The organism is Pseudonocardia sp. ICBG1034 (assembly GCF_020131375.1).
Lineage (GTDB): Bacteria > Actinomycetota > Actinomycetes > Mycobacteriales > Pseudonocardiaceae > Pseudonocardia > Pseudonocardia alni.
This window is the reverse complement of sequence record NZ_JAHLEK010000015.1, coordinates 2,393,049-2,417,088: the sequence shown is the minus strand read 5'-3', so window position 1 is coordinate 2,417,088 and position 24,040 is coordinate 2,393,049. Positions and strand designations below refer to the sequence as shown.

The window sequence follows — 24,040 nt, the reverse complement described above, 5'->3', positions numbered from 1 at the left end:
CCGGTGCCGGACGGGCCGGACACCGAGACGCTCCGCGACCCGGCGGGCGGTGAGGTCCCCCTGGGCCTCCCGCGCCCGGGCCAGCACCTCCGGAGGCGCCGTGTCCGGGATGCCGGCGTCGAACCGGGGGCTCTGGGTCATACTGCATGCCCATTCGGCGGCCGCCCGCCCCTGAAGGAGGTTCGCTTGCGGAGATGGCCACACTGAGCGGCCTCGCCCGCTCGATGAAGCGGAGGCTCTCTTGGCGGACCTGATCGACCGGACGACTACCGGTCACAACCTACAGACTCAGACGCTCCCGCTCAGCGGCTACGACCTGCCGTTCCACTGAGCCGGGGTCGATCGCACGATCGTCGCGCTCCTTGGCCTCGCTGCGCCGAGCGAAGGCGTCGAACAGCTGGGTTTTGCCCTGCTGGATCTCGACGATCCGCTCGTCGATGGAATCCTTGGCCAGGACGCGGTGTACATGGACGGGCCGGACCTGGCCCATCCGGTGGGCGCGCGCGATCGCCTGTTCCTCCACGCTCGGCTTCCAGTGCGGCTCTGCCAGAACGACGACGGACGCGGCCTAAATGTTCAGGCCCACCCCGCCGGCCTCGATCTGGCTGAGCAGGACGGCGTGGTCCGCGCGGTCGGCGAAGTCCTGAACGAGCTCCTGGCGCGCTGCAGGCGCAACCGAGCCGTCGATGCGGCCGCGCACCTCGGGCAGCTCCCGGGCCAGTAGGTCCAGCACCGGGAGGAACGTGCTGAAAACGAGGACCTTCATCCCGTCGTCCGCCGCCTCGGCCACGATCTCCTTGATCCGCTCGAGTTTCGCTGAGTGGGCCGACTCCAGGGCAGCCCGTCGCATCGCCATCACGTTGCCCGCGGCGACCGCCGCCCGGTAGCGCGCCGCGTCGTCCGCGGTCAGCTGCACCCACGCCTCGGTCTCGATGCGCTCCGGCAGCTCGTCGAGGACGTCGTCCTGGTTGCGTCGGAGGTAGACGTCCGCGACCGCGCGGCGGAAGGCCGTGGCGCCGGCGAGCGCGTCCCGGGCGTCGATCCGTGCGGCGAGCCGCGGCTGCAGGTGCCCGACGAGCGCCCGGAGCTCCTCGACCCGGTTCTCCATCGGGGTGCCGGTGAGGAACAGGGCGCGCTGGGCGCGGCCCGCAGCGGCCGCGATCGCCTGGGTACGTGCCGCGGCGGGGTTCTTCGCGTAGTGCGCCTCGTCGACCACGAGGAGGGCGGTCTCGGCGTCCCGCACCGCCTCGGGCAGCCGAGCCAGGGTGCCGAACGTCGTCACTCCGATCCCGCCGTCCCGCAGCCAGCGGGCACCCGCGTCTTCCCGCTCGGGCCCGTGCAGCACGTACGCGGACAGCGTCGTGAACCGCTCGGTCTCCTTGAGCCAATTGACCAGCACGCTGGCCGGGCAGACGACCAGGAACCGGCGCTGCCCGTTCGCGACGAGGTGACACATCGTCGCCAGGGCCTGCAGCGTCTTGCCCAGGCCCATCTCGTCACCGAGCATCGACCGCTGCTGATGCAGGGCGTACTGGGCGCCGAACTGCTGGTAGCCGCGCAGGGTCGCACGCAGGAGCGAGGTGTCCAGCGGCACCGCGACGATCCGCTGCCGCAGCTCGTCCGGCACGAACCCCTGCGCAGACGCCTCGTCCACGCGGTCGTCCATCGTGGACAGCAGCGCGTTGACGGCCGCGGCGTCCCGCCCGTAGTCCGCCCACAGCTGCCGCTGCCGGTAAGCGCCTGGATCCACACGCTGCTCGTGCTCCGCGATGCCCGCGACCACCGCGCTCGTCGAGGGTTCGGCGAGGAGGCCCGCCAGGTCGTCGAGCGCACGCTGGGCCTCGGCGCGCCGCCGCCGCCCGGCCAGGTTCCGCTTCCACCAGCTGACGAGCAGCGCGGCCTGGTCGGCGAGCGGCTCGGTGCGGTCCAGCAGCCGACCCAGGTGCGGCCGGAGCGTCTGCGCCTCATCGGCGGCCCGCAAGGCGGCGAGGGTGGCCAGGAGCTCGGCCTGTGCCCGCGTGGCCCGGTCGGGATCGAACCGGAACCGGGTCTCGCTCCGGACCGCGACCGCCGCCGCCCGCGCGGCCCGGGTCACCTGCTCCGCGGACCGCTCCCCCACGCCGGGCACCCCGACGAGCCGGCGCGCGTCCTGCACGTCGGCGACACTCCGCAGCCCGGCCTGCTCGATCGCGGCCCACCGCACGCCCCGCCCGGCCGCCTCCCTGAGCGTGGACACCGGCATGGCCTGCAGCCGCCGCTGTACCTCGTCCGCCTTCAGGGCGTCGAGCTGGTGTGAGGCACGAGCGCGTAGCTCGTCGGCCCGGCCGAGCAGGGAGGTGCCGCGCGCGGCCAGGTCGCGAGCGGCCGCCACCGTGGCCTGAGCGTCCGCCATCAGCTCCCCCTCAGACGATCACAGATCCCTCGATCTTCGCAGAGCTCGGGTCATGGCTGCTGCCATCGGGTCCGGCACTCGGCCACGATCTCGTCGAGCCGCCGTTCCAACAGCTCGGTGAGCTCCTCCTTCGTGCGGTCCTTCGCCAACCCCCGGAAGCACGGGCAGGAGAGCGCGTCGCCGTTCCCCACCAGACAGACGAAGACGCCCGTCACCCGCAGTCCGTGGACGACCGCGTCCGCCTGCTCGTCCCCAGGCAGCGGGATTCGGCGGGCGAACGACGCCAGGATCTGCTGCTCGAGAGAACCTCGTCCCAGACGCGTCGCCGCTCGCGCCGCGACCGTGCCGACGGCGTCGTGGACGGCCTTCTTCGCCTCGTCCACCTCGTTCGCGAGGTCGGCGAGGGCCGAGCAGTCGACTCGGCCGACCCGCCACCGCGGGGCGGACCGCCATACGTCGTCGTTCAGCGCCGTGGCGAGCTGGTCGGCGACCGTCCGCTGCCAGCCGACGGTCAGCACGGAACGAGCGATCTCCGCCTTCTGCCGTTCTGTCAGCCGACCGGCCGGAACGGGCCCCCTCGGTCGCGGAATGCGAGCCATGGCCGCGCGCTGACGCCGTCGCTCGGCCTGCCTCGTCCGATACCAGCCGACTCCCCACGACCATGCGGTCTGGTGCTGGTAGCACCGGTCCCAGGACTCGACCACCCGTCTTCGGAAGTACCCCGGGGCCTCCTTGTTCCTGGCCCCGCAGCGATGTCCGCTTCCCCCCATTCCTCCAGAATTCGGCCCGGAGCTGGGGAAGTCACTCCGCTCGACGAGTGGAGTTCACCCGATCGTGAGCCCCCGTGAGCATCACGTGACGACCCCACTAAGTTGGACACGCACGATATTGGGGGGCTCGGTGGTGTATCACGCCAGAAGTCTCTCCGCACGAAGGGGGAGCCGCCATCACAGCGACCAGTGAGTCCCAGGTCCAGCAGGCGCTCGCGCCCGGTTCCGTGGTGGTCGTGCGGGACGAGGACTGGTTCGTCCAGTCCACCGAGCAGACCGCGGACGGGCTCCTGGTCCACGTCCGCGGGCTCACCGAGCTGGTGCGGGACACCACCGCCAGCTTCTACGCGAGCCTCGACTCGATCGAGCCCCTCGACCCCGCGCAGGCACGGGTCGTCGCGGACGCGAGCCCGCACTACCGCACCGCGCGGCTGTGGGTGGAGTCCACCTTCCGCAAGACCCCGATCCCGCTCGGCGACCGCTCCCTGACCGTCGCGACGCAGGGTCTGGCGGACGCGCTCAGCTACCAGCAGTCCGCCGTCCGACGAGCCTTAGACCCAGAGAATCTGAGGCCCCGAATCCTCCTGGCGGACGCCGTCGGGCTCGGCAAGACCCTCGAGATCGGCATGATCCTCTCCGAGCTGGTCCGACGCGGGCGGGGCGAGCGGATCCTGATCGTCACCCCGAGGCACGTGCTGGAGCAGATGCAGCACGAGATGTGGACCCGGTTCGCGCTGCCCTTCGTCCGGCTGGACTCGGCGGGCATCCAGCGAGTGCGCCAGAAGCTGCCCGCCACACGCAATCCGTTCACCTACTTCAAGCGCGTGATCATCTCCATCGACACGCTCAAGTCGGACCGCTACCTGGCGAGCCTCAAGAAGCAGCGCTGGGACGCCGTCGTGATCGACGAGTCCCACAACCTCGCCAACAACGCGACGCAGAACAACAAGCTCGCGCGCATCCTGGCCCGCAACGCCGAGGCGCTGATCCTGGCGTCCGCCACGCCGCACAATGGGAAGAAGGAGTCGTTCGCCGAGCTCATCCGCCTGCTGGACCCGTCCGCGGTGCCGCCGTCCGGCGAGCTGAACGCCAAGGAGATCGAGCACCTCGTCATCCGACGCCACCGGCACAGCCCCGAGGTGGAGTCGGTCGTCGGGGCGGACTGGGCCGAGCGGCAGCCCCCGCACAACGTCCTGGTGCCGGCGAACCCCGCCGAGAACGCGATCGCCCGCGAGCTCGAGGACGTGTGGCTGTGGCCCGAGAAGGGCGCGAGCCCCTACTCCGGCAAGAACTCCGCGCTGTTCCCCTGGACCCTGGCGAAGGCGTTCCTCTCCTCCCCCGCGGCGCTGCAGGAGTCGATCAAGGAGCGCACGAATCGCCTGGGTCCGGACTCCAAAGCCGATGTCGAACGCGCAGCCCTGCAGCGCCTCATGGACCTCACCGAGGAGGCTCTCGCGCAGCCCTCGGCCAAGTACACGGCACTCGTCGAGCACCTGGAGAGCACCGGCGTCGGCAAGAACTCCCCGAAGCGGGCGGTCGTGTTCGCCGAGCGCGTCAAGACCCTGCGCTGGCTCGCCGAGAAGCTGCCGAAGGACCTCGGGCTCCCCGCGGACGCCGTCGAGATCATGCACGGCGGGCTGGCGGACGACGAGCAGCAACGTGTGGTCCGCGAGTTCAAGCAGGAAAGCGCGAAGGTCCGGATCTTGGTGACCGGCGACGTCGCGTCGGAGGGCGTGAACCTGCATGCCCAGTGCCACGAGCTGGTGCACTACGACATCCCGTGGAGCCTGATCCGCATCGAGCAGCGCAACGGCCGCATCGACCGCTACGGCCAGAAACACCCGCCGCGGATCACCGCCCTGCTCCTCGATCCGGCGAGCGAGCGCTTCGCGGGGGACGTCCGCATCCTGCGCAGCCTCATGGAGAAGGAGAGCGAGGCGCACACCGCCCTCGGCGACGCCGCCTCCCTCATGGGCTCCTACGACGTGAAGGCCGAGGAGGAGCAGATCCGCAGCGTGCTGGCGCAGGAGAAGTCTCTCGACGACGTCGTCCGCACCCCCGCGCAGGTCCAGGCTGGCACCGACCTCTCCAGCCTGTTCGCCCAGCTCAGCAACACCGACCCCGCGCCCGAGCCGACCCCGGCCGCGCCGCCCACCGCGGGCACCGGCCTCTTCGAGGACGACTTCACCTACCTCGACACCGCCCTCGCCGCCGCGTTCACCGATCCCACGAACCCCGTCTCGAACGACGGCGTGGAGTGGCGACCGAACACCGGCTTCGGCACGGCCTCCCTCGTCCCGCCGGACGACCTCGCCCAACGTCTGGAGGTCCTCCCCCAGACCTACCTCACCGATCGCAAGGTCACCTCGCAGCTCATGTTGGCGACGACGACCTCCCGCGGGAAGGACCGGCTGGCCGCCGCCCTCAAGGACGAGACCGGCTCGAACTGGCCGGACGCCCACTACCTCAGCCCGCTGCACCCCGTCCTCGGTTGGGCCGCGGACCGGGCGCTGTCCTCCTTGGGACGCAACGAGATCTTCGCCGTCCGCGGCGAGGTCGACGACCCGACGGTGCTGCTGCTCGGCACGCTCACCAATCGCGGCGGCGAGATCGTGGCCGCCACCTGGTTGAGCGCGGCGTTCCCGATGCCGGACCTCGCGCTGCTCACCCCGCACGAGTCCGCGGCGGCGATGCTCGCGGCGGTCGGCTGGGACCGCACCCGCTCCAACCCCGGCGGCGTCGAGAACGTCGAGGAGCTGCAGCGGCTCGTCCAGCCCGCAGTCGCGAAGGCCCAGGCCCAGATGGGCCAGCTCGTCCGCGCCAACGAGTCGGACGTCGCCCGTCGGGTGGACTCCTGGTCCCAGCGCCTCGACCGCTGGGACGCCGAGGCGGAGAAGGCCACCCAGAACGCGGGCCTGAAGCAGCGCCGGGTCACGGTGGCGCAGGAGAAGGAACTGGTGGAGGCGATGCGACCGGACCGGCAGCTGGTGCGGCCGCTGCTTGTCGTGGTCCCGGAGGGGGAAGCCCAGTGAGCGGGTCGGACGCGATCCTCGTCGGCGAGAGCTGGATCTCCGAGCACTACTTCGGCTCCGAGGCCACCGCCCAGTCGTTCCATACCGAGGTCCTGGCCCGGCGCAAGACGTGGGACGCCGAGGAGAAGGCCGACCGCCCCACCCCGCGCACCCGGTTCACGAAGATCCGGCAGAAGCTGGAGGTCGATCTCGCCGCGCTGGCCGAGCTCGCCGACCGCGAGTCCGCGGTGGTGCACGACTCCGAGACCGTCGCCAAGGCCGCCCGCGAGGTCTACACCGAGATCGTGCAGGTCTTGGAGCTGCGCCAGCACGGCCTGCAGGTCGCCGAGACCGGGCCGCTGTGGCGGATCTCCGCGGCGGGCATCACCGAGCGGGCGCCGCTGGCCGTGGTGCTCGCCCGCCCCGCCGCCACGCACGAGGACGCCCTGGCGAAGGACCAGCCCACGCTCCTGGAGCCGCTCGCGCTGGAGGAGGACGGGCCGGAGTTCACCTCGGCCGCGCGGCTGGTGTCGGCGCTGTTCGTCGACGAGTCCGCCGCCCCGGACCTCGCCCTGATCCTGGCCGGGCGGTGGATCATCCTCGCCGAGCAGGAGCGCTGGGCCGAGGGCCGCTACCTCGCCGTGGACCTGCAGCTGATCTGCGAGCGTAACGAGACCAAGCGCGGCGGGGAGATCGATCGCGCGCTGACCTGCCTGTCCGCCGAGTCCGTCGCGCCGGACGCCGCCGGGAAGCTCTGGTGGCTGGAGACCCTCGAGAAGTCGGTCAAGCACACCGTCGGGGTGTCCAAGGACCTCCGCGAGGGCGTGCGGCTGTCCATCGAGATCATCGCGAACGAGGTGGTGGCCCGGCGCAAGGCGCAGGGTCTCGACCCGCTGCCGGGTGCGGACGCCAACGAGCTGGCCAAGCAGTCCCTGCGGTTCCTCTACCGCGTGCTGTTCCTGCTCTACGCCGAGGCCTCCCCCGAGCTGGGCGTGCTGCCCGCCGGCGCCGCGGAGTACGACGCCGGCTACAGCCTCGACCGCCTCCGCGAGCTGGTGCAGGTCGAGCTCGCCACCCCGCGGGCGCAGGCGGGCACGCACCTCTGCGAGTCGCTGTCGGTGCTGTTCGGGCTGGTCGACACCGGGCACACACCCGCAGTGGTCGAGTCCGAGTCGGACGACGAGGACGAGGCAGGCCCCTCCGACGGGCTCCACTTCAACGCCCTGCGTGCGGACCTGTTCCTGCCCAAGGCCACGCGGTTCATCGACGCCGTCGGGCTGGGGAATGCGGCGCTGCAGAAGGTGCTCGCCCACCTGTTGTTGAGCAAGGAGCGCAGCGGGAAGGACCGCGGCTTCATCTCCTACGCCGAGCTCGGCATCAACCAGCTCGGCGCGGTGTACGAGGGCCTGATGTCCTACACCGGCTTCTTCGCCGAGACCGATCTCTACGAGGTCGCGAAGGGCGGAGACAGCAGCAAGGGCTCTTGGGTCGTGCCGGTGAGCCGCTCCGAGGGCATCGCCGCCGCCGATTTCGTGAAGGCCGAGGACCCGCGGACGGGCGAGAAGAAGCCGGTCCTGCACCAGACCGGGTCGTTCGTCTTCCGGCTCGCGGGCCGGGAGCGCCAGCAGTCCGCCTCCTACTACACCCCCGAGGTGCTGACCCGGTTCACCGTCGGGCAGGCCCTCGAGGAGCTGCTCGACCAGGACGGATCGCGCACCAGCGCTGAGGAGATCCTCAGCCTCACGGTCTGCGAGCCCGCGCTGGGCTCGGGCGCGTTCGCCATCGAGGCGGTGCGGCAGCTCGCGGAGCAGTACCTCAAGCGCCGGCAGGAGGAGCTGGGCGAGCGCATCGACCCGGACGAGTACCCGCGCCGGTTGCAGGAGGTCAAGGCCTACCTGGCGCTGCACAACGTCTACGGCGTGGACCTCAACGCCACCGCGGTCGAGCTCGCCGAGATCTCGCTGTGGCTGGACACCATGGTCTCCGGGCTCTCCGCCCCCTGGTTCGGCCTGCACCTCAAGCGCGGCAACTCCCTAATCGGCGCCCGCCGCGCTGTCTATCGGCGCAGCCAGGTCGCGGACAAGAGCTGGCTCTCCGCGGTCCCGAAGGATCTGCCGCTCACTTCGCTGCCCGCGGACATCGAGGCCGGCCGGATCGCCTCCGACCTCGGCGACGGCATCCACCACTTCCTCCTGCCCGCCGACGGCTGGGGCGCGGCCGCGGACGCCAAGGAGGCCGCGAGCCTGGTCCCGGATGCAGTGAAGAAGCTCAAGACCTGGCGCGGGTCCACAAAGACCAAGCCCTCGAAGGCGCAGGTCGCGGCCCTGGCGGAGCTGGCGAACCGCGTGGAGGCGTTGTGGCAGATCAGCTACCGACGCCTGCACATCGCCGAACAGCAGATCCGGCGGTCCATTCCGGTGTGGGGCGCGGGCTCGCTCCCCGCAGGTGGTGAGGTGACGCGCGAGGAGATCGAAGCCTCCCTCGCCGACGAGTCCGGCGCCTACCGGCGGTTGCGGCGGGTCATGGACGCATGGACCGCCCTCTGGTTCTGGCCCCTCACCGACGCTGCCGTGACGGTCGACGGTGCGCGAGTCGAACCGCCCACTGTGGACCAGTGGATCGCGGGGCTCCAGGCGCTGCTGGGCCGCAACCCGGAGTTCGGCAAGGAGCACACGCGCAAGGCCGAGCGGACGGCCGGTCAGATCTCGCTCGGCGAGGCGACGAACTGGGAAGAGCTGGGCGAGGCCGAGGAGTTGGCCCTGGACTTCGCGGGCGCCCGGCCGATCAAGGCACTCCTCGTGGAGCACCCGTGGCTGGTGGTGTGCGAGCGAGTCGCCAGACAACAAGGCTTCTTCCACTGGAACCTCGACTTCGCCACGGTTTTCGCCGCTGGCGGCGGCTTCGACCTGCAAGTCGGGAACCCGCCCTGGGTGCGGCCCGATGACGATCTCGAGGCGCTCCTCGCAGAGCGAGATCCGTGGTGGGAGCTTGCCCCGAAGCCCTCCCAGTCAGAAAAATCCACTAAGCGCGCCCAATTGCTGACGTCGCAATCGATGCGCGCTTCTGTGGTCGAGGGCCTCGTCGAGACAGCCAGCCTGCGATCGCTTCTTGGGTCCGCACAGCAATACCCGCACACAGTAAGCCTACGACCGGATCTCTATCGCTGCTTCATGGCGATGGCGTGGCGCCACCATTGCCCAGCAGGCATATCAGGACTCGTGCATCCGGAGAGTCATTTCACAGAGCAAAAGGCGGCCGCCCTCCGAGGAGCATCTTACCGACACCTGAGGCGCCATTGGCAATTCCTCAACGAACTTGCGCTCTTTGAGATTGACAACCATGTTACATTCGGCGTTCACATCTACGGAAGGGACCGCGGCGCGGTCAACTTTCTTCAGGCTGCCTCAATATACACCCCCGAGACGATCGTTCGCTCCTTCGCGCACGATGGCAGCGGACCCCCACCTGGCGCAAAGGATCGCGACGGCAATTGGAATATCCAGCCGCACCGTTCCCGGATCCTCCATATCAACGAGAAGGCGCTCACCATCTGGCACGCCATCCTCGAAGTCGGCGACGGTTCTCAATCCTCGCCTCGAATGATCTATGCCGTCAATCCAACAATCATGTCAACACTAGAAGCACTGAGTGATTCAACCAAAGTAGGATCACTCTCAATAGACTTCTCAATGGGCTGGGAGGAGTTCCGCGATCGCGTAAAAGGTAGATTCGACGTTGGTTGGGCTACTCCAGGTAACTGGCAGGGCGTAATCCTGCAAGGTCCGCACATCCACGTGCTTAATCCCGCCTACAAGACCCCGAATCCTAGCCTTCGCAGTAATCGCGATTGGTCTAGTCTTGATCATGAGACGCTAGCTGCGAACTTTATACCCGCGACCAGCTACCAGCCCGCGAAGGACATTAAGGCGTTCCATATGTCGTTCACATCGTGGAACGCTTCCGACGAGAGGATTCCGGCCAGCGGATTCTACCGCGTCGCATGGCGCGCGATGGCAGCCAATACTGGTGAACGCACCCTGATCCCCACCGTAATCCCTCCCGGACCCACCCATCTTAACGGTTTGTTCGCTGTCGGCGGCCCAAGCATCTCGAATCGAGACATTCTGCGCATCGCGGCATCTGCTAGCTCACTATTGGCCGACCTATTGATTCGAACGTCGCCGAAGAGTGGAATCGGGCGAGCAGAGTTCGAGCGGACGCCTCTAGTCGCGACCGACTTCCCCCTTTTACCTGATCTGCTTCTTCGAGCAGGCCGCCTAGTATGCGTCAGTCAAGCCTATTCAGACCTATGGGACAGCGTTACACCATCGGGGAATCTTGATTGGACTGGCGGCATCTCGTACGGGAACCGACAGAGTCTAATCAGGGTCGACAAAGCGTGGACCCAATCCACGCCTCTCCGTAGGGCCTCCGATCGCACGCAGGCACAGGTGGAGATCGACGCACTGGTCGCACTTTCGATGAGAGTTTCCGCGGATCAACTTGCATCAATTTATGAGACCCAGTTCGCTGTCCTCTACGGCTACGACCGCAACACCTACTTCTACGACGCAAATGGCCGCCTGGTGCCGAACTCCGTGCTAACCGTCTGGCGCCGCAAGGGCGACGACAAGATCACCGAGGAGGAGCGGACCGCGACGAACCAGGCTGGCAACACCTACGTCTACGAACTGCCGTTCCAGACGCTCGACCGTGAGCACGACATGCGGGTCGCGTATGCGGAGTTCGAGCGGCGGCTTGCGGAGCGTTCATGAGTGAGCTCCTCCCCACGATCCAGGCCGGGAGCATCCGGCACAGCCTGGTCGACTACCTGACCACGACGTTCGGCCTTACCGATCCCGGCGCTCGCGACGCATTGGACCGGTTCCTCGGCGATCCCGAGTCGGGGATGTTCAAGGGGCCGTACGTGCGGCTGCGGCTGCCGTTCCGGCCCGCCGACGAGGGCTGGCGCCGGAGTCTGGAGTGGTACGAGGGGCACACGCCGTACGGGCATCAGGCGGCGGCGTTCGCGCGGCTCTCCTCGCTCGTCAACGACAGGCCGCTGCCCACCCTCGTCACCACCGGGACCGGGTCCGGCAAGACCGAGGCGTTCCTCTACCCGCTCCTCGACCACGTGCTGCGGGCCAAGCGCGAGGGCGTGACCGGGACGAAGGCGCTGATCCTCTACCCGATGAACGCGCTGGCCAACGACCAGGCCGGCCGCCTCACGAAGCTCCTCACCGAGAAGTCGGCGCTGCGCTCGGTCACCGCCGCGCTCTACACCGGCCAGCAGGACGCGCCGCGCACGATGGTCACCGAGGACGGGCTGATCACCGACCGCGGGATCATCCAGGACGAGCCGCCGGACATCCTGCTCACCAACTACAAGATGCTCGACCAGCTCCTGCTGCGGCACGTGGACCGCAACATCTGGCGCGCGTCCGCAACGAGCCTGCGCTACCTGGTGCTCGACGAGTTCCACACCTACGACGGCGCGCAGGGCACGGACGTCGCGATGCTGCTGCGGCGGCTCGGGATGACGCTCAAGAGCTACTGGAGCGACACCGACCCCCGACTGTCCGATGAGGACCGGGCGCGGCCGCTCGGCCGGATCACCCCCGTCGCCACCTCCGCGACGTTGGGCGACAAGGGCGATCCCGGCGTCATGCTGGGGTTCGCCGAGACCGTGTTCGGGGAGCCGTTCGGGCCGGATGCGGTGGTCACGGAGTCGCGGCTCTCCCAGGATGAGTGGGCCGAGGACTCGACCGCCGTGGTCGGCGCGATGGGCTACACCCCCACCCCGCTCTCCGAGCTGCGCGTCGCCGAGATCAACGCCGCGCTGGACCTGCTCGGCGAGGATCCCGACGGTGCCAAGCTCGCGCGGGCCGTGTTCGCGCTGCTCTACGGCAAGGAGCCCGGCGAGTTCACCGCCGCGGGCGCAGACCTGCTGCTGCGGCTGAGCCAGGCCCATCCGCTCGTCGCGGCGATGGCACGCGAGTCCGGGGACGCACTCGGCCTGAGCGCACTCGTCGAGCGGGTCGTGGGGCCCACGGCCACGCCGAGCCTCGCCGCGACCGGGCGCGACCCGGCGTGGGAGAGCCTGCTGTCCCGCGTCGTCGCCGCGCTCGGGCACGTTCGGGCCGCGATCGGACGCCCAGCGCTGTCCGTCGAGGCGCACCTGTGGGTGCGCGAGCTGACCCGCATCGACCGCGCTGCCGACCCGACCGCCGTGTTCCGGTGGGGAGACGACGGCCCGCCGACCGGGGTGCACGACGCTGAGGACGTCCGGCCGTCGTTCCCCGCGCTGTACTGCCGGCGGTGCGGGCGGTCCGGCTGGGGCGTCGGGCTGGCGCCGGTCGGCGGCAGCCTCGCCGCGAACGACGACTCCATCCGCCGCGACCACGCCAGCCGCGAAGGTCGCTTCCGGCCGCTGATGTCCGCCGCGACTGAAGCCGACGCGGTGTTCGGCGGTGAGCCGCCCGCGTCGGGCCTGGCCTGGTTCTCGGTCCGCACCCGCGAGCTGCTCACCGCCACCCCGGCCGAAGACGATCCCGACCTGCGCGACGGCTGGGTGCTGCCCGTGCTCACCCACGCCGGGCAGGAGGCGGACGAGGACTCCCGCAAGGACACCTGCCCCGCCTGCGGGCAGGAGGACGGGATCCGGTTCCTGGGCAGCGCGATCGCGACGCTGCTGTCGGTGTCGTTGTCCACCCTGTTCGGGTCGGCGCAGGTGGCGCCCGGGGAGAAGAAGGCGCTGGTCTTCACCGACTCCGTGCAGGACGCCGCGCACCGCGCCGGGTTCGTGCAGGCCCGCTCGCACACGCTGACCTTGCGCGCGGTGCTGCGCGAGGCCGTCGCGGACGGTCCGCTCACGCTCGACGGCCTGGTCGACGAGGTGATGCGCAGCGCAGGAGACGACGCCTCGAAGCGCTACCGCCTCCTCGCGCCGGACTGCGCGGATCGCGAGTCCTTCACCCCGTTCTGGACGGCGGAGAAGTACCGCCAGATCCCGATCAGCGTGCGGTCGCGGGTCCAGAAGCGGCTCGCGCTCGACGCGATGCTGGAGTTCGGGCTCAACTCCCGCACCGGCCGCACCCTGGAGCTCACCGGCTCCGCGGCCGTCGGCGTCGAGGCCGGGCAGCCGCCGAAGATGATCGCGGCGGCGCGGACGGTGCTGGCCGGCGTCGCCGTGCAGACCCGATCGGACACCGCGGACGGTGAGCAGCCGGACGTCGTACTGCTGCAGTGGGTGCGCGGTCTGCTGGACCGGATGCGGTCGCTCGGCGCCGTCGAGCACCCGTGGTTCGAGCGCTACCGCCAGGAGGACGGCAACCGCTGGTGGGTCTCCGGCGGCCGCCCGCGCGGCGACGGGATGCCCGCCTTCCCCAAGGGCCGCCCGGCGCCTGGCTACCCCCGGATCGGCGGGAGCGGGGACCCCGCGGGCGAGGGCCTGGAGCCGGTCACCCCGCCCAAGTCCTGGTACGCGCAGTGGACCTCCCGCGTGCTCGACGTGAGCCCCACCGACGGCGGCCGGCTGGCCCGGCTGCTGCTCGAACAGCTGACCCGCGACGGGGTGCTCACCTCGATCACCAGCACCTCCGGGGCCGCGGTGTTCGCCATCCCGGCGGGCGGCGTCGTCGTGGGGCCGACCGCGCCCGAGGACCTCGCGGCGGGCCGGAACCTGCTGATCTGCGGCACCTGCCGGGCCCCGGTCACCGGGTCGACGACCACGGTGGAGCAGCTCACCGGCGCCCCCTGCATGCTCGTGACCTGCCCCGGGCGGCTGCAGGCGAGCCCGCTCGCGGAGAACTTCTATCAGCGGCTCTACGCCTCCCCGGACATGCGGCGGGTCGTCGCGCGGGAGCACACGAGCCTGCTGGAGGACGAGGTCCGGCTGGACTACGAGAACGGGTTCAAGGGCGCGCAGAACAGCCCGGCGGCGCCGAACGTCCTCGTCGCCACGCCGACCCTGGAGATGGGCATCGACATCGGCGACCTCTCCGCCGTCGTCCTGGCCTCGCTCCCCCGCACCGTCGCCTCCTACCTGCAGCGCGTCGGCCGCGCGGGCCGGCTCACCGGCAACGCGCTCAACCTCGCGTTCATCACCGGGCGCGGCGAGCAGCTGCCGAAGCTCGGCGACCCGCTCTCGGTGATCAACGGCGAGGTCCGGCCGCCCGCGACCTACCTGCGCGCCGAGGAGATCCTGCGCCGCCAATACACCGCGCACCTCGCGGACGAGTTCGCCCGCGACGAGACCCGGCCCCACCCGCGTCGGGCCCGCAGCGCCATCGGATCCAGTCAGCCCGGCACGTTCCTCGGCGACCTGATCAGCCATGCCGAGACGCATGCGTCGGCGCATCTCGACCGGTTCCTCGGCGCGTTCAGCGCGCTGCCGGACGACGTCGTCAGCGGGCTGCGGGCGTGGCTGGTCGCGCCGAACGGGCCCGGGACGAGCGCGTTCGCCGCCCAGGTGCACGCGGCGAGCGGCCGCTGGCAGGGCACCGTGGAGGAGCTGAAGCACCGGCAGAAGGCGATCGACGACGCCCTGCCCGCCCTCATCGCGCAGGCCCAGTCCACCGCCGCCACCGAGGACGACCGCCGCGCGCAGCGCTCGGCCGAGACCGCGCGCAAGCTCACCTCCGGGCAGCTCGCGCATCTGCAGGGCGAGTACTGGATCGGGGTGCTCGAGGAGTACGGGCTGCTGCCCAACTACACGTTGCTCGACGACAACGTCACCCTCGACGTCGGGCTGAGCTGGATGAACCCGGACTCGAAGGAGTTCCAGACCGACCACGCCCGGATCCAGCGCGGCTCCGCGCAGGCCATCCGGGAGTTCGCGCCCGGCGCCCGCTTCTACGCACGGGGGCTGGAGATCACCATCGACGCCGTCGACCTCGGGGTGGACGGGGTGGCGATCCGACCGTGGGTGTTCTGCCCGGCCTGCGGCTACGCCGTGGACGTCGACGCGGAGGGCAAGACCAAGTCTGTGCCGACGTGCCCGCGGTGCGGGAGCAGCGGGGTCGGCGACACGGGGCAGCGGCTCGGGGTCGTCGAGCTGGCGCACGTCACCGCGGAGATCCGCCGCGACGAGGCGACGATCACCGACCGGCGCGACCAGCGGGACAACCGCTACTTCCAGGTCGTCACGGCGGCAGACGTGGACCCGGCGGACTTCGGGGACCGGTGGTTCGCCGAGGACATCGGGCTCGGCTGCACGTACCTGAAGGCGCTCGCGATCCGGTGGGTCAACCTCGGTACCGCCGGGCACGGCGCCACCCGAACGATCGCCGGGGAGGACATCTCCGGCGCGCTGTTCCGGGTGTGCGAGGGCTGCGGGAAGCTGGACACGGACGCGGGCCAGAACAAGGCCCACGAGCACCGACCGTGGTGTCGGTATCGGACCTCGACGGACGAGCACACCACCACCGTCGCCCTGTCCCGGACCCTGCGGACGCAGGGCCTGCTGCTCCGGCTGCCCAGCGCGGTGACCATCGGAGACGACTTCGCCGCGCCCAGCCTGGCCGCCGCGCTGCTGCTCGGGCTACGTGAGCAGCTCGGGGGGCACCCGGACCACATCCGGGTGGAGCACGTCGTCGACCCGACGCTCAGCGACGGCTCGGACAACCACGAGGCGATCCTGCTGCACGACGCCGTCCCCGGTGGGACGGGCTATCTGGCGGAGCTCGTCCAGTCTGACGTGCTGCGATCGCTGCTGGCGACGGCGTGGGAGCGGGTGCGGGACTGCGAGTGCCGCACCGAACCCCGGTTGGCCTGCCACCGCTGCCTGCTCCCGTTCGTCGCGCCAGGACAGGTCCGACGGGCATCCCGGGCGTCGGCGGAACGGCACCTGCGCACGCTGCTCGGGTTCCGGCCTGACGATTCCAGCCTGGACGAGGTGCCGGACTGGACGATCACGAAGGCCCCGCCCGCCGAGGACCCCGAGTCCCACCTGGAACAACGCTTCCGCAAGGTGTTCGTGGAGCGGCTGAAGAAGCTCGGCGCGGCGACCCAGGAGGTCCCCGGCCCGTTCGGCAACTCCGTGCGGTTCACGATCCCGGGGCAGCCGCGGCAGTGGACGCTGACGCCGCAGGTGAACATCGAGAACTCCCGCCCGGACTTCGTGCTGGAGACCAACGACACCTCGGTGCCCACGGTCGCGATCTTCACCGACGGGCTCACCTTCCACGCCACCGTGGCGCACAACCGGCTGGCGGACGACGCCGCCAAGCGACAGATCCTGCGGGATACCGGGCGGGTGGTGATCTCGGTGTCGGCGCGGGAGGTGGTCGCGGGGGAAGAGGGCTCTGTGACCGCACCGGGCTGGTACTCGGACGCCACCGTCGGACAGCTCATGGCGAATGCTCAGTTCATGGCCTCGCCCGCCGCCTACCAGGCGCTGCGCTCGTGCCCGGTCGACTGGCTCCTCGGCTGGGTGTCCTCCCCCGAGCCCGCGCACGTCCGGTCGGTGGCGCGGGCGGTGCCGATGTTCCTGCTGGCCCAGACCGCGGTCGTCCTGCTCCCGGCGGAGGCCGAGCTCTCCGAGGCGGCCCGGAGGGTGCTGCTCGGCACGGACGCGGCGTCCTCGGGTCCGCGCAAGGCGATGGTCTGGCGTTCCGGGTCCTGCGCGGTCGCCATCGAGCTGGACGGCCCGCTCGTCGCCACCGCGCTCGTCCTCGACGACCGCGCCGAGGTGCTGGACGCCGCGCACGGCGACTCGTGGCGGGAGTGGCTGCGGCTCTCGAACGCGCTCGCGCTGCGGGACTGGCCCACGGCTGTCTCGACGACGACGCTGGGCGCCACGCCCGCCGCCGTCCCGGTGACGGCGCCCGCAGCCTCGGCCGATCTTCCCGAGCTCCCCGAGGACTGGGCGAGGGCGGCCGACCAGGCGCGGGCCGGCTCGGAGCGTGAGCTCGTGCTCGCCCTCGCCGCGGCGGGCGCCCCGCTGGCGCCCGCGATCGGCGGGGAGAGCCCCGAGGGGATCATGATCGACGTCGCCTGGCCGAGCCTGAACGTCGTCGTCGAGACCGAGGACATGCCCGCCGAGGACCGCACGGACCTGGCGGCGGCCGGTTGGGTCGTCGTCCCGCCCGATCCGGCGGCGATCATCGCGCAGCTCAGCAAGGCCGGGGAGGCGTAAGTGCCCACGCTCATCATGACCAAATGGCCGAAGAAGCTCGACGGCTCGGTGCGGTCGAAGGCGATGGCCTTCCTGCAGAAGCTGTCGGCGGACGACACCGTCCCGGGGCTGCACGTCGAGCCGATCCAGGGGTCCGCGGACCCGCGGGTGCGCACCGGCCGGGTGGACGACTTCTGGCGCGCGGTCATGTTCCGCCTCGACGGCGACGGGGAGCGGCACTACGTCATCCACGGCGTCTGGCCACACGACGAGGCGAACAAGGTCGCCGAACGCGTCCGGCTGAAAGTCAACCCGATCAACGGGCTACCGCAGATCGAGGAGACGCCCGCGGGGACGGAGGCACCCGCCGTGCCCGAACCGACGGTGCCGGAGCCGGCCGCCACCGTGGTCGCCGAACCGGAGGCCGTCGTGCAGGCGGACGAACCGGTCGTCGATAAGCCACTGCTGGTTCGGCACGGGCGGACGCGGACCGCGCTCGTCGACCGGCTCGGCCTGCCCGAGGAGATCGCCGACGCCGCCCTCGCCGCGACGGACGAGGACGCCGTCCTCGCCCTCGCACAGCGGCACGAGGGCTGGATCGGGCTCCTGCTCGTCGACCTGACCAGCACGGACTCGATCGACGAGATCCACGACAAGCTCCAGTTGGACGACCCGGCGCCGACGACCGGCACCGAGGACGACCAGCTCCTCGTCTCGCTCCGCAAGCCGGCCGCCGCCGCGCAATTCGCCTTCATCGACGACCAGGACGAGCTGCGTCGGGTCATCGAGGACGGGGACTTCGGCGCGTGGCGGGTGTTCCTGCATCCCGAGCAGCGCACCTACGTCACGAAGGACTACAACGGGCCGTTCCGGCTGTCCGGCGGCGCGGGGACCGGCAAGACGGTCGTGCTCGTCCACCGCGCGCGGCGGCTGGCCCGGCAGAACCCGCAGGCCCGCATCGTTCTGACGACGTTCACCACGAACCTTGCCGACGCTCTTCGCGAGAGCCTCGCGCAGCTCGACCCGCGGGTGCCACAGGCCGCGAAGCTCGGCGATCCCGGTGTGTTCATCGCTGGCGTCGATGCTCTCGCCGCCGCGGTGATCCGCGGTGGCGACGTGGCGAAGGCCGTGCAGGCGGTGCTGGGTGAGGAGCGGTCGAGCCCGAACGGCCGCGTCCCCGGCACCCGCTGGCGCGCCGTCCTCGACACGGCGGGCACCGACCTGCCGCCCGAGATCGCCAACGAGACGTTCCTGGCCACCGAGTACTCGCTGATCGTCCTGCCCCATGCCGTGGGCACCGAGGCCGAGTACCTCCGCGTGCGGCGCCCCGGGCGCGGCGTTCCGCTCGACCGGGCCAAGCGGTCCGCGGTCTGGTCGCTGATCTCCGCCTACCGGGCCCAGAACCGCATCGACGGGACGCTGGACTTCGGCGAGGCCGCCGCCGTCGCCGCCGCGCGGCTGCGGGAGACCGGCCCGCTCGCCGACCACGTCCTGGTCGACGAGGGCCAGGACCTCTCCCCCGCCCACTGGCAGCTGCTCCGCGCTCTCGCGGCCGACGGCACGGACGACTTGTTCATCGCGGAGGACTCCCACCAGCGCATCTACGGCCCGCGGACCGTGCTGAGCCGCTACGGCATCAAGATCGTCGGCCGCTCCCGGCGGCTCACGCTCAACTACCGCACGACCGCCCAGAACCTGCATTACGCGCTCTCGATCCTCGACGGTGGCTCCTATGTGGACCTGGAGGAGGAGCCTGAGGCGACGGGCTACCGGTCGGCCCGCTCCGGCCCGAACCCGAGGATCGACCAGGTCACGTCGCTGACCGGCGAGCTCGACACTATCGCCGCCCGACTGACGGGCTGGCTCGCGGCCAGCGAGGCCCCCGAGACCATCGCGGTCCTCGTCCAGGACCGCTTCCAGCGCGAACGCGTGGTCACCGGCCTCACCGAACGCGGCGTCCCGGTCCGCGCTGTGGACCGCGAGCAGCCCACCGCGGGAAAGCCGCTGGTCATGACCATGCACCGGGCCAAGGGCATGGAGTTCACCAAGGTCGTCCTCGCGGACGTCGGGCAACGCACCGCCGCCGAGACCGCCCGCCTCGCCGTCCTCGACGAGTCCGGCCGCCACGATGCCGAACTTCGCACTCGCTCCCTGGCCTACGTCGCCGCCACCCGAGCCCGTGACGAGCTGTCGGTGATCCAGCGCGGGGTCTAGCAGCAGCGCTCTGCTACGAGCAGGCCCCACACCGATTCTCGTGGCGGGCGTTCATACCGCCGACAGAAGGCGAGTCTCTGCCGTCCGCCGGTGCGGAGATCGTCGTGAACCGGTCGACTACATCCCGACCGTCGACGCCCCCGATCAGAGCGGATCACCCTCGACATCCACCCCGCCGCGAGCCCCGACGAGGTCGGCGAGGCCTACCGCGCCGCGCGGATCCGACATGACCGCAGTCGATCCCGTATCTGGTCCTGGCTGGATTGACCGCCTGACGGAAGGGCACCTGGGAGCAGAGGCGCACCGTGTGGAACACGTGGGTATTCGCTCAGTCCCCAGAGGAGGGGTTCAAGCGCTATGAGCTGACCAGCACCTTTCGGTGCGACGCGGCGCCGGCCTGCAAACGGGTGCTCTATCGGGGGCTACCACGCCGGACGCGGCGCGGCGGAGGCCTTGCCCGAAGTCAAGCGCGACAGTCATCGAAAGTGATGAAATCAGAAACGGGCAAGCGGTATCGCGCGACACGGGGGTGAATCGGCCATTCGGCCGCAGCACGTCCGGCCGTCAGCCCTAAGGAGAACGGGATGTCCGAGACCACCCAGCCGCCTTCCACCGACTCGTTCGTCACGGGGTATGTCGCGCCGACGATCCCGCCGCAGAACTCGGGGCCCGACGAGCCGGTGGCGACCGCCGCCCCTGTTCGGCCGCGTCGATGGCCCCTGCTGTTCGGTGGCATGGCGCTCGGCGGGGCGATCGCTACCGTGCCGGCGGTGATCGTCGCCCTGGCTCTGGCGCCAACCGGCGCACCAGCAGCAGGTCCCACGGCGCCCGCCCCGGCGGTGTCGGCCTCGTCCTCGACCGGCGGAGGCGGCACTCCGGTCGCGGCCGCCCCCGAGACGCAGGGTGAGGTGGGCGACCGGCTGACCGATGTGGGCATCACAGTGACCGTGACCTCGGCGGAGTTCGTACCGGACGTCATGGTGTCCGACAGTGCAGGGTCGCCCTCGGCGACCTACGCACCTCAGGGACCGGGTGACGGCGCCCGCTACTTCGCCGTCCGGACTCACGTCGTCAACGACGGACCGCAGAGCATCGACCTTACCTGCAGTTCGCCGATCACGAACGTGCTCATCGACGACCGTGGACGGAAGTTCGACGCGCTCGACAGCCTCTACAAGATCCAGGGCAACCCCGTCTGCAACGACGCCCTGCAGCCCGGCTTCGAGGCCGACATGACCTACGTCTACCGCGTTCCTTCCTCGGCGACGATCACCTCGTGGTCCTTCGCCGACGCAGCCGATCCGACCTCGTACAGCCGCTCCGGCACCATCGTGCAGGTCGGCTGACGGCCACTCGATGCGTTCGGAACCGCGACCTTGTGGAGTCCCGTCGGTGCTGCCTACGCCTGTCGGTCCCACATCGTCACGCGGTTCGAGTGGCGGTCCCTGTCCGTGAGGTCCCCGACGCCCCGTGGCGTCAGTGGTCGGGTATGTCGCCCTGGGAGCCAGTTCAGCTCAGGCGAACCAGTGGGGACGCAGGCCTTCGTCGAGAGCTCGCCGTTCCGTGTGACCCTGCGCACGACTATCACCCACAGGGGTGAAACGATCGCACTCTGCAGCATCCGCGGAGAGTCGATCATGCGTGGCGCGGTAGGGGTAAGGGCAAGGGGGGACGGGCATGGGGCTACCGACGCTTCGCGATCAGGAAGCCCCCTCGCCCACGTCCGCGTCCGTTCGGCCTCGTGACCTGCTCGACGACTCCGAGCGCCTGTTCGACGGGGACCTCATCGGCGCGATCGGCGCGGACCTCGAGCAGGGCGAAGCCCACCGCCGCGAGCTCCTCCTCCGAGCGCTCGCCGCGTACGAGAGGCTCCGTCTCCGCGAGGCGCCCGATTCGGATCCCGGTACGGTCTTCGCCAGGTGGCCCGCCTGCACCCTCGTCGCGACGGCGTGGCTGGCCCGGCGCTCTGAGGATCTCGCGGCCTCTCTGGAGGCGCTGCTCGGCGGTCCGGCGACCGGTTGGCTCGCGGGATGGGCTCACGCATGGCGCATGCACCCGGTACTGCGAGACCTCTTTCCCTCGCCGGGCCTGACCGCTGCTGTGATGGCCAGCGGCGCCGTCGGGTCGGTGGTGGGTGCTCCACTCCTGCGGCTTGATCTCGAACGAGGTGCACTCGTCGTCGCCTTCCCCGACGAACGCCACGGGGCTTCCGTCCTGGTGGGCGGGGGCGAGTGTCCTCGCGCCGGTAACGGGTTCCTGCTGGCGCGGCCTTCGCGGATCGCGACCTGCACGGACGTGCTCGGTGGTGTCCACGTCGTCGACGTCGTCGACATCACGGACCCGCTCGTCGTCTTCGACGAGACCGGATCCCGGCTGCCCGCCGGTGCCGCCCTACCCGCAGGCGAGGTCTGGGTTCTCCACCTCGGTACCCCCACGGCGGACGCGGTCGACGGGACCTGGCAGGTCCTGGAGCACGCGACGCCGCCCGTCGGGTGGTCCCGGTGGTGGCTCGCGCGAGTGTCGCTCGCCGGCGCGGCTGCCATCCGCTCGGCGGTGGACTTCGGGCCGCCGCCGGGTCCTTGGCGGCCGGTGCAGAGCACCGAACGAGCCGACCTGCTGCTCGGCGAACCCATCGAGGGGCTCCTGGGCCCGGATGGCGAGCCGGTCCACGGGGAGCCCCCGAGGCTCCGTCTGCCCGGAGGCGCGAGCCAGACCTGGACCATCGAGCTGCTCCGCGACGACGCGGCGCTACCCCGGCGGTGGACCGCCTTCGGCGGTGCCGTCGTCTCCCTCGCGGACGGGTCGACGGGGCCGTTGGTGGGGCGGTTCCGCGTCGCCGCCTCGGCGCCGGGGCAGTCGCCGGTGCGGGCATCGGTAACCCTCGCCCAGGGCGTCACGCTGACGACGAAGCGCCGACTGCGGCTGCTTCGCGAGAACGGCGGACTCACCTCCGCCGACGTCAGGCTCAGCGCCCCCGCCGGGGTGCTGGTCCCCTCCGTCGTGTCGCTGAAGTCCATCGAGATGCGGACGTCGGTGACGATCCGTGCCGCGGACTCGACGCACCGCCTGGACGCCGTGGTCGAACTCCCCCACTGCGCGCTGCGGCGCCGGGTGGCGGGAGAGAACGGAGTCTGGGGCGTCCGGCCCGAGGCCTTCACCCTCGACGACCTTGCCCACGGCGCGTGCCTCGACGTGCAGCTGCCCGCCCGCCTCCGCGAGGCGCTCGGTCACGTTCCCGCGCTGGTCGCCACCGATCCCGCGGGCGGCCGTGACCAGCTGGTCCGCGGAGCCCGAGTGGCCGACGGCGTGTACCGGTACCGACTCGCCGCGCTGCTCGACTCCGTGCGCTCCGGCGGCAGCCTCTCGCTCTCGCTCGTGCTCGGCGACGGCTTCACCGCGCAGGTTGCCCGGATCCGCGGTTCCGCCGTGGCCGAGGCGGTGCTCCGCCGCGGCGACGAGCTGCGTCTGGTCAACCGGGACCCCGCACCGGAGCTCGTCGTGCGGGTGACGTCGCCGCTCACGCCATGGCTCCGGCCGTGGGAGATCACCGTCGCGCCCGGCGAGTCCGCCGTGCCGCTCGGCCCGGGTTACGTCCACGGTGGGCTCCTGGACGTCCGGGTCGGCGTACCTGACTTCACCGGCCGGAGGGAGCGGTCCTTCCGCATCGGCGACCCGAACCGGGTGCCGACCGCCCTGTCCGGAGTGGAGTTCCAGGCGGCTGCCTACCTGGCCGGCCAGGCGCCCCCGCCCACCGGGATCGCCGCCTACCGCCTCCTCTGGGCGGCCGCGGACGCAGGCGGACCCGCGACCGACGCGGGCAGCCGAGCGCTCGTCACCCAGGAGTGCGCCGCGGTCCTCGGCGAGCATCCGTACGCTGCGCTCGTCGCCGGGGCCCGGACGGCGATGCCCGCGCACCGAACCGTGCCCATCCTGATCCGCTCCGGGCTAGCCGCCCACCGGTTCGCCCGGGTCGACCGGCCCGAGGCGATCACGCCGCTCTGGGACAGCAGCCCGCTGCTGTCGCTGCTGCTCACCTCACCGCTGCTGCCCTACCGCAGCGGAGCCGTGGACTGGTCGCCCGCCGAGCTGAGCACGGAGGAGGCCCTGCTCCTCGACGCCGCGGAACGGTATGCCAGTCCCGCGGGGTTGGAGATCCTGACCGGCGAGCGACGGTGGGACGGGCCCGTGCCCCCGCAGCCGCTTCTCGACGTGACGGACGCTCCACCTCCTGCCGCCACCGCCGCGCTCACCGGGCTGGACGAGCTGCGCGCGTTCGCGCACTCTTCGGCATTCGGCGAGCTGTTCTCGGTGCTCACGCACGTGCGCGCACCCGGAGCCTCCTCCCCACGGGAGGTCTCGCTCGGCTTCGCGATCGTCGCCCGGCTCGCCGCGCACGGGGACCCGGACGCGGCGGAGGCCGAGCCCGGCCTGCGTGTCGCCTGGCTCGCCGTCGTCGCCGCCGACCCCGGCACGGCCGCCTCCGATCTCGCCCTGGCCGAGTACCTCGTCTCCCACTGGCACGCCCACCGTGCCTGAC

The 24,040-nt window shown here is 71.0% G+C and carries 9 protein-coding genes; 6 read left to right on the top strand and 3 right to left on the bottom strand.

Annotated elements, in window-relative coordinates; genetic code table 11:
* Positions 1–280: 280 nt before the first annotated feature.
* Genes KPF22_RS12835 through KPF22_RS12825 form a run of 3 tightly spaced genes read right to left on the bottom strand, consistent with a single transcriptional unit; the run spans position 281 to position 2,910 of the window.
* A complete protein-coding gene (locus KPF22_RS12835; RefSeq protein WP_224402171.1) occupies positions 281–523 on the bottom strand; it encodes a hypothetical protein in 243 nt (80 codons plus the stop codon).
* Between the two features lie 45 nt (positions 524–568).
* A complete protein-coding gene (locus KPF22_RS12830) occupies positions 569–2,392 on the bottom strand; it encodes a DEAD/DEAH box helicase (protein ID WP_224402170.1) in 1,824 nt (607 codons plus the stop codon).
* A 50-nt stretch (positions 2,393–2,442) separates the two neighbouring features.
* On the bottom strand, positions 2,443–2,910 hold the full coding sequence (locus tag KPF22_RS12825; RefSeq protein ID WP_224402169.1) for a hypothetical protein: 468 nt from the start codon (positions 2,908–2,910) through the stop codon (positions 2,443–2,445).
* A gap of 488 nt (positions 2,911–3,398) precedes the next feature.
* Here KPF22_RS12825 and KPF22_RS12820 point away from each other — a divergent pair, with 488 nt between their 5' ends.
* The 6 genes from KPF22_RS12820 (at position 3,399) to KPF22_RS12795 (ending at position 24,039) form a co-directional block, all read left to right on the top strand.
* Positions 3,399–6,194, top strand: coding sequence for a helicase-related protein (locus KPF22_RS12820; protein ID WP_224402168.1), 2,796 nt, complete (start codon positions 3,399–3,401; stop codon positions 6,192–6,194).
* Positions 6,191–10,948, top strand: a complete 4,758-nt coding sequence (locus tag KPF22_RS12815; RefSeq protein WP_224402167.1) for a class I SAM-dependent DNA methyltransferase — start codon at positions 6,191–6,193, stop codon at positions 10,946–10,948. The genes KPF22_RS12820 and KPF22_RS12815 overlap by 4 nt, the downstream gene beginning before the upstream one ends.
* Positions 10,945–17,310 (top strand): DEAD/DEAH box helicase, encoded by a 6,366-nt coding sequence (locus KPF22_RS12810; RefSeq protein WP_305080318.1) that lies wholly within the window; start codon positions 10,945–10,947, stop codon positions 17,308–17,310. Before KPF22_RS12815 ends, KPF22_RS12810 begins: the two co-directional genes overlap by 4 nt.
* A 15-nt stretch (positions 17,311–17,325) precedes the next feature.
* A complete protein-coding gene (locus tag KPF22_RS12805) occupies positions 17,326–19,503 on the top strand; it encodes a UvrD-helicase domain-containing protein (protein WP_224402166.1) in 2,178 nt (725 codons plus the stop codon).
* 584 nt (positions 19,504–20,087) lie between these two features.
* On the top strand, positions 20,088–20,849 hold the full coding sequence (locus tag KPF22_RS12800; protein ID WP_224402165.1) for a hypothetical protein: 762 nt from the start codon (positions 20,088–20,090) through the stop codon (positions 20,847–20,849).
* Positions 20,850–21,606: 757 nt separating this feature from the next.
* Positions 21,607–24,039 carry a hypothetical protein gene (locus KPF22_RS12795; RefSeq protein WP_224402164.1) on the top strand — a complete coding sequence of 811 codons (2,433 nt, stop codon included), beginning with the start codon at positions 21,607–21,609 and terminating at the stop codon, positions 24,037–24,039.
* Position 24,040 lies beyond the last annotated feature (1 nt).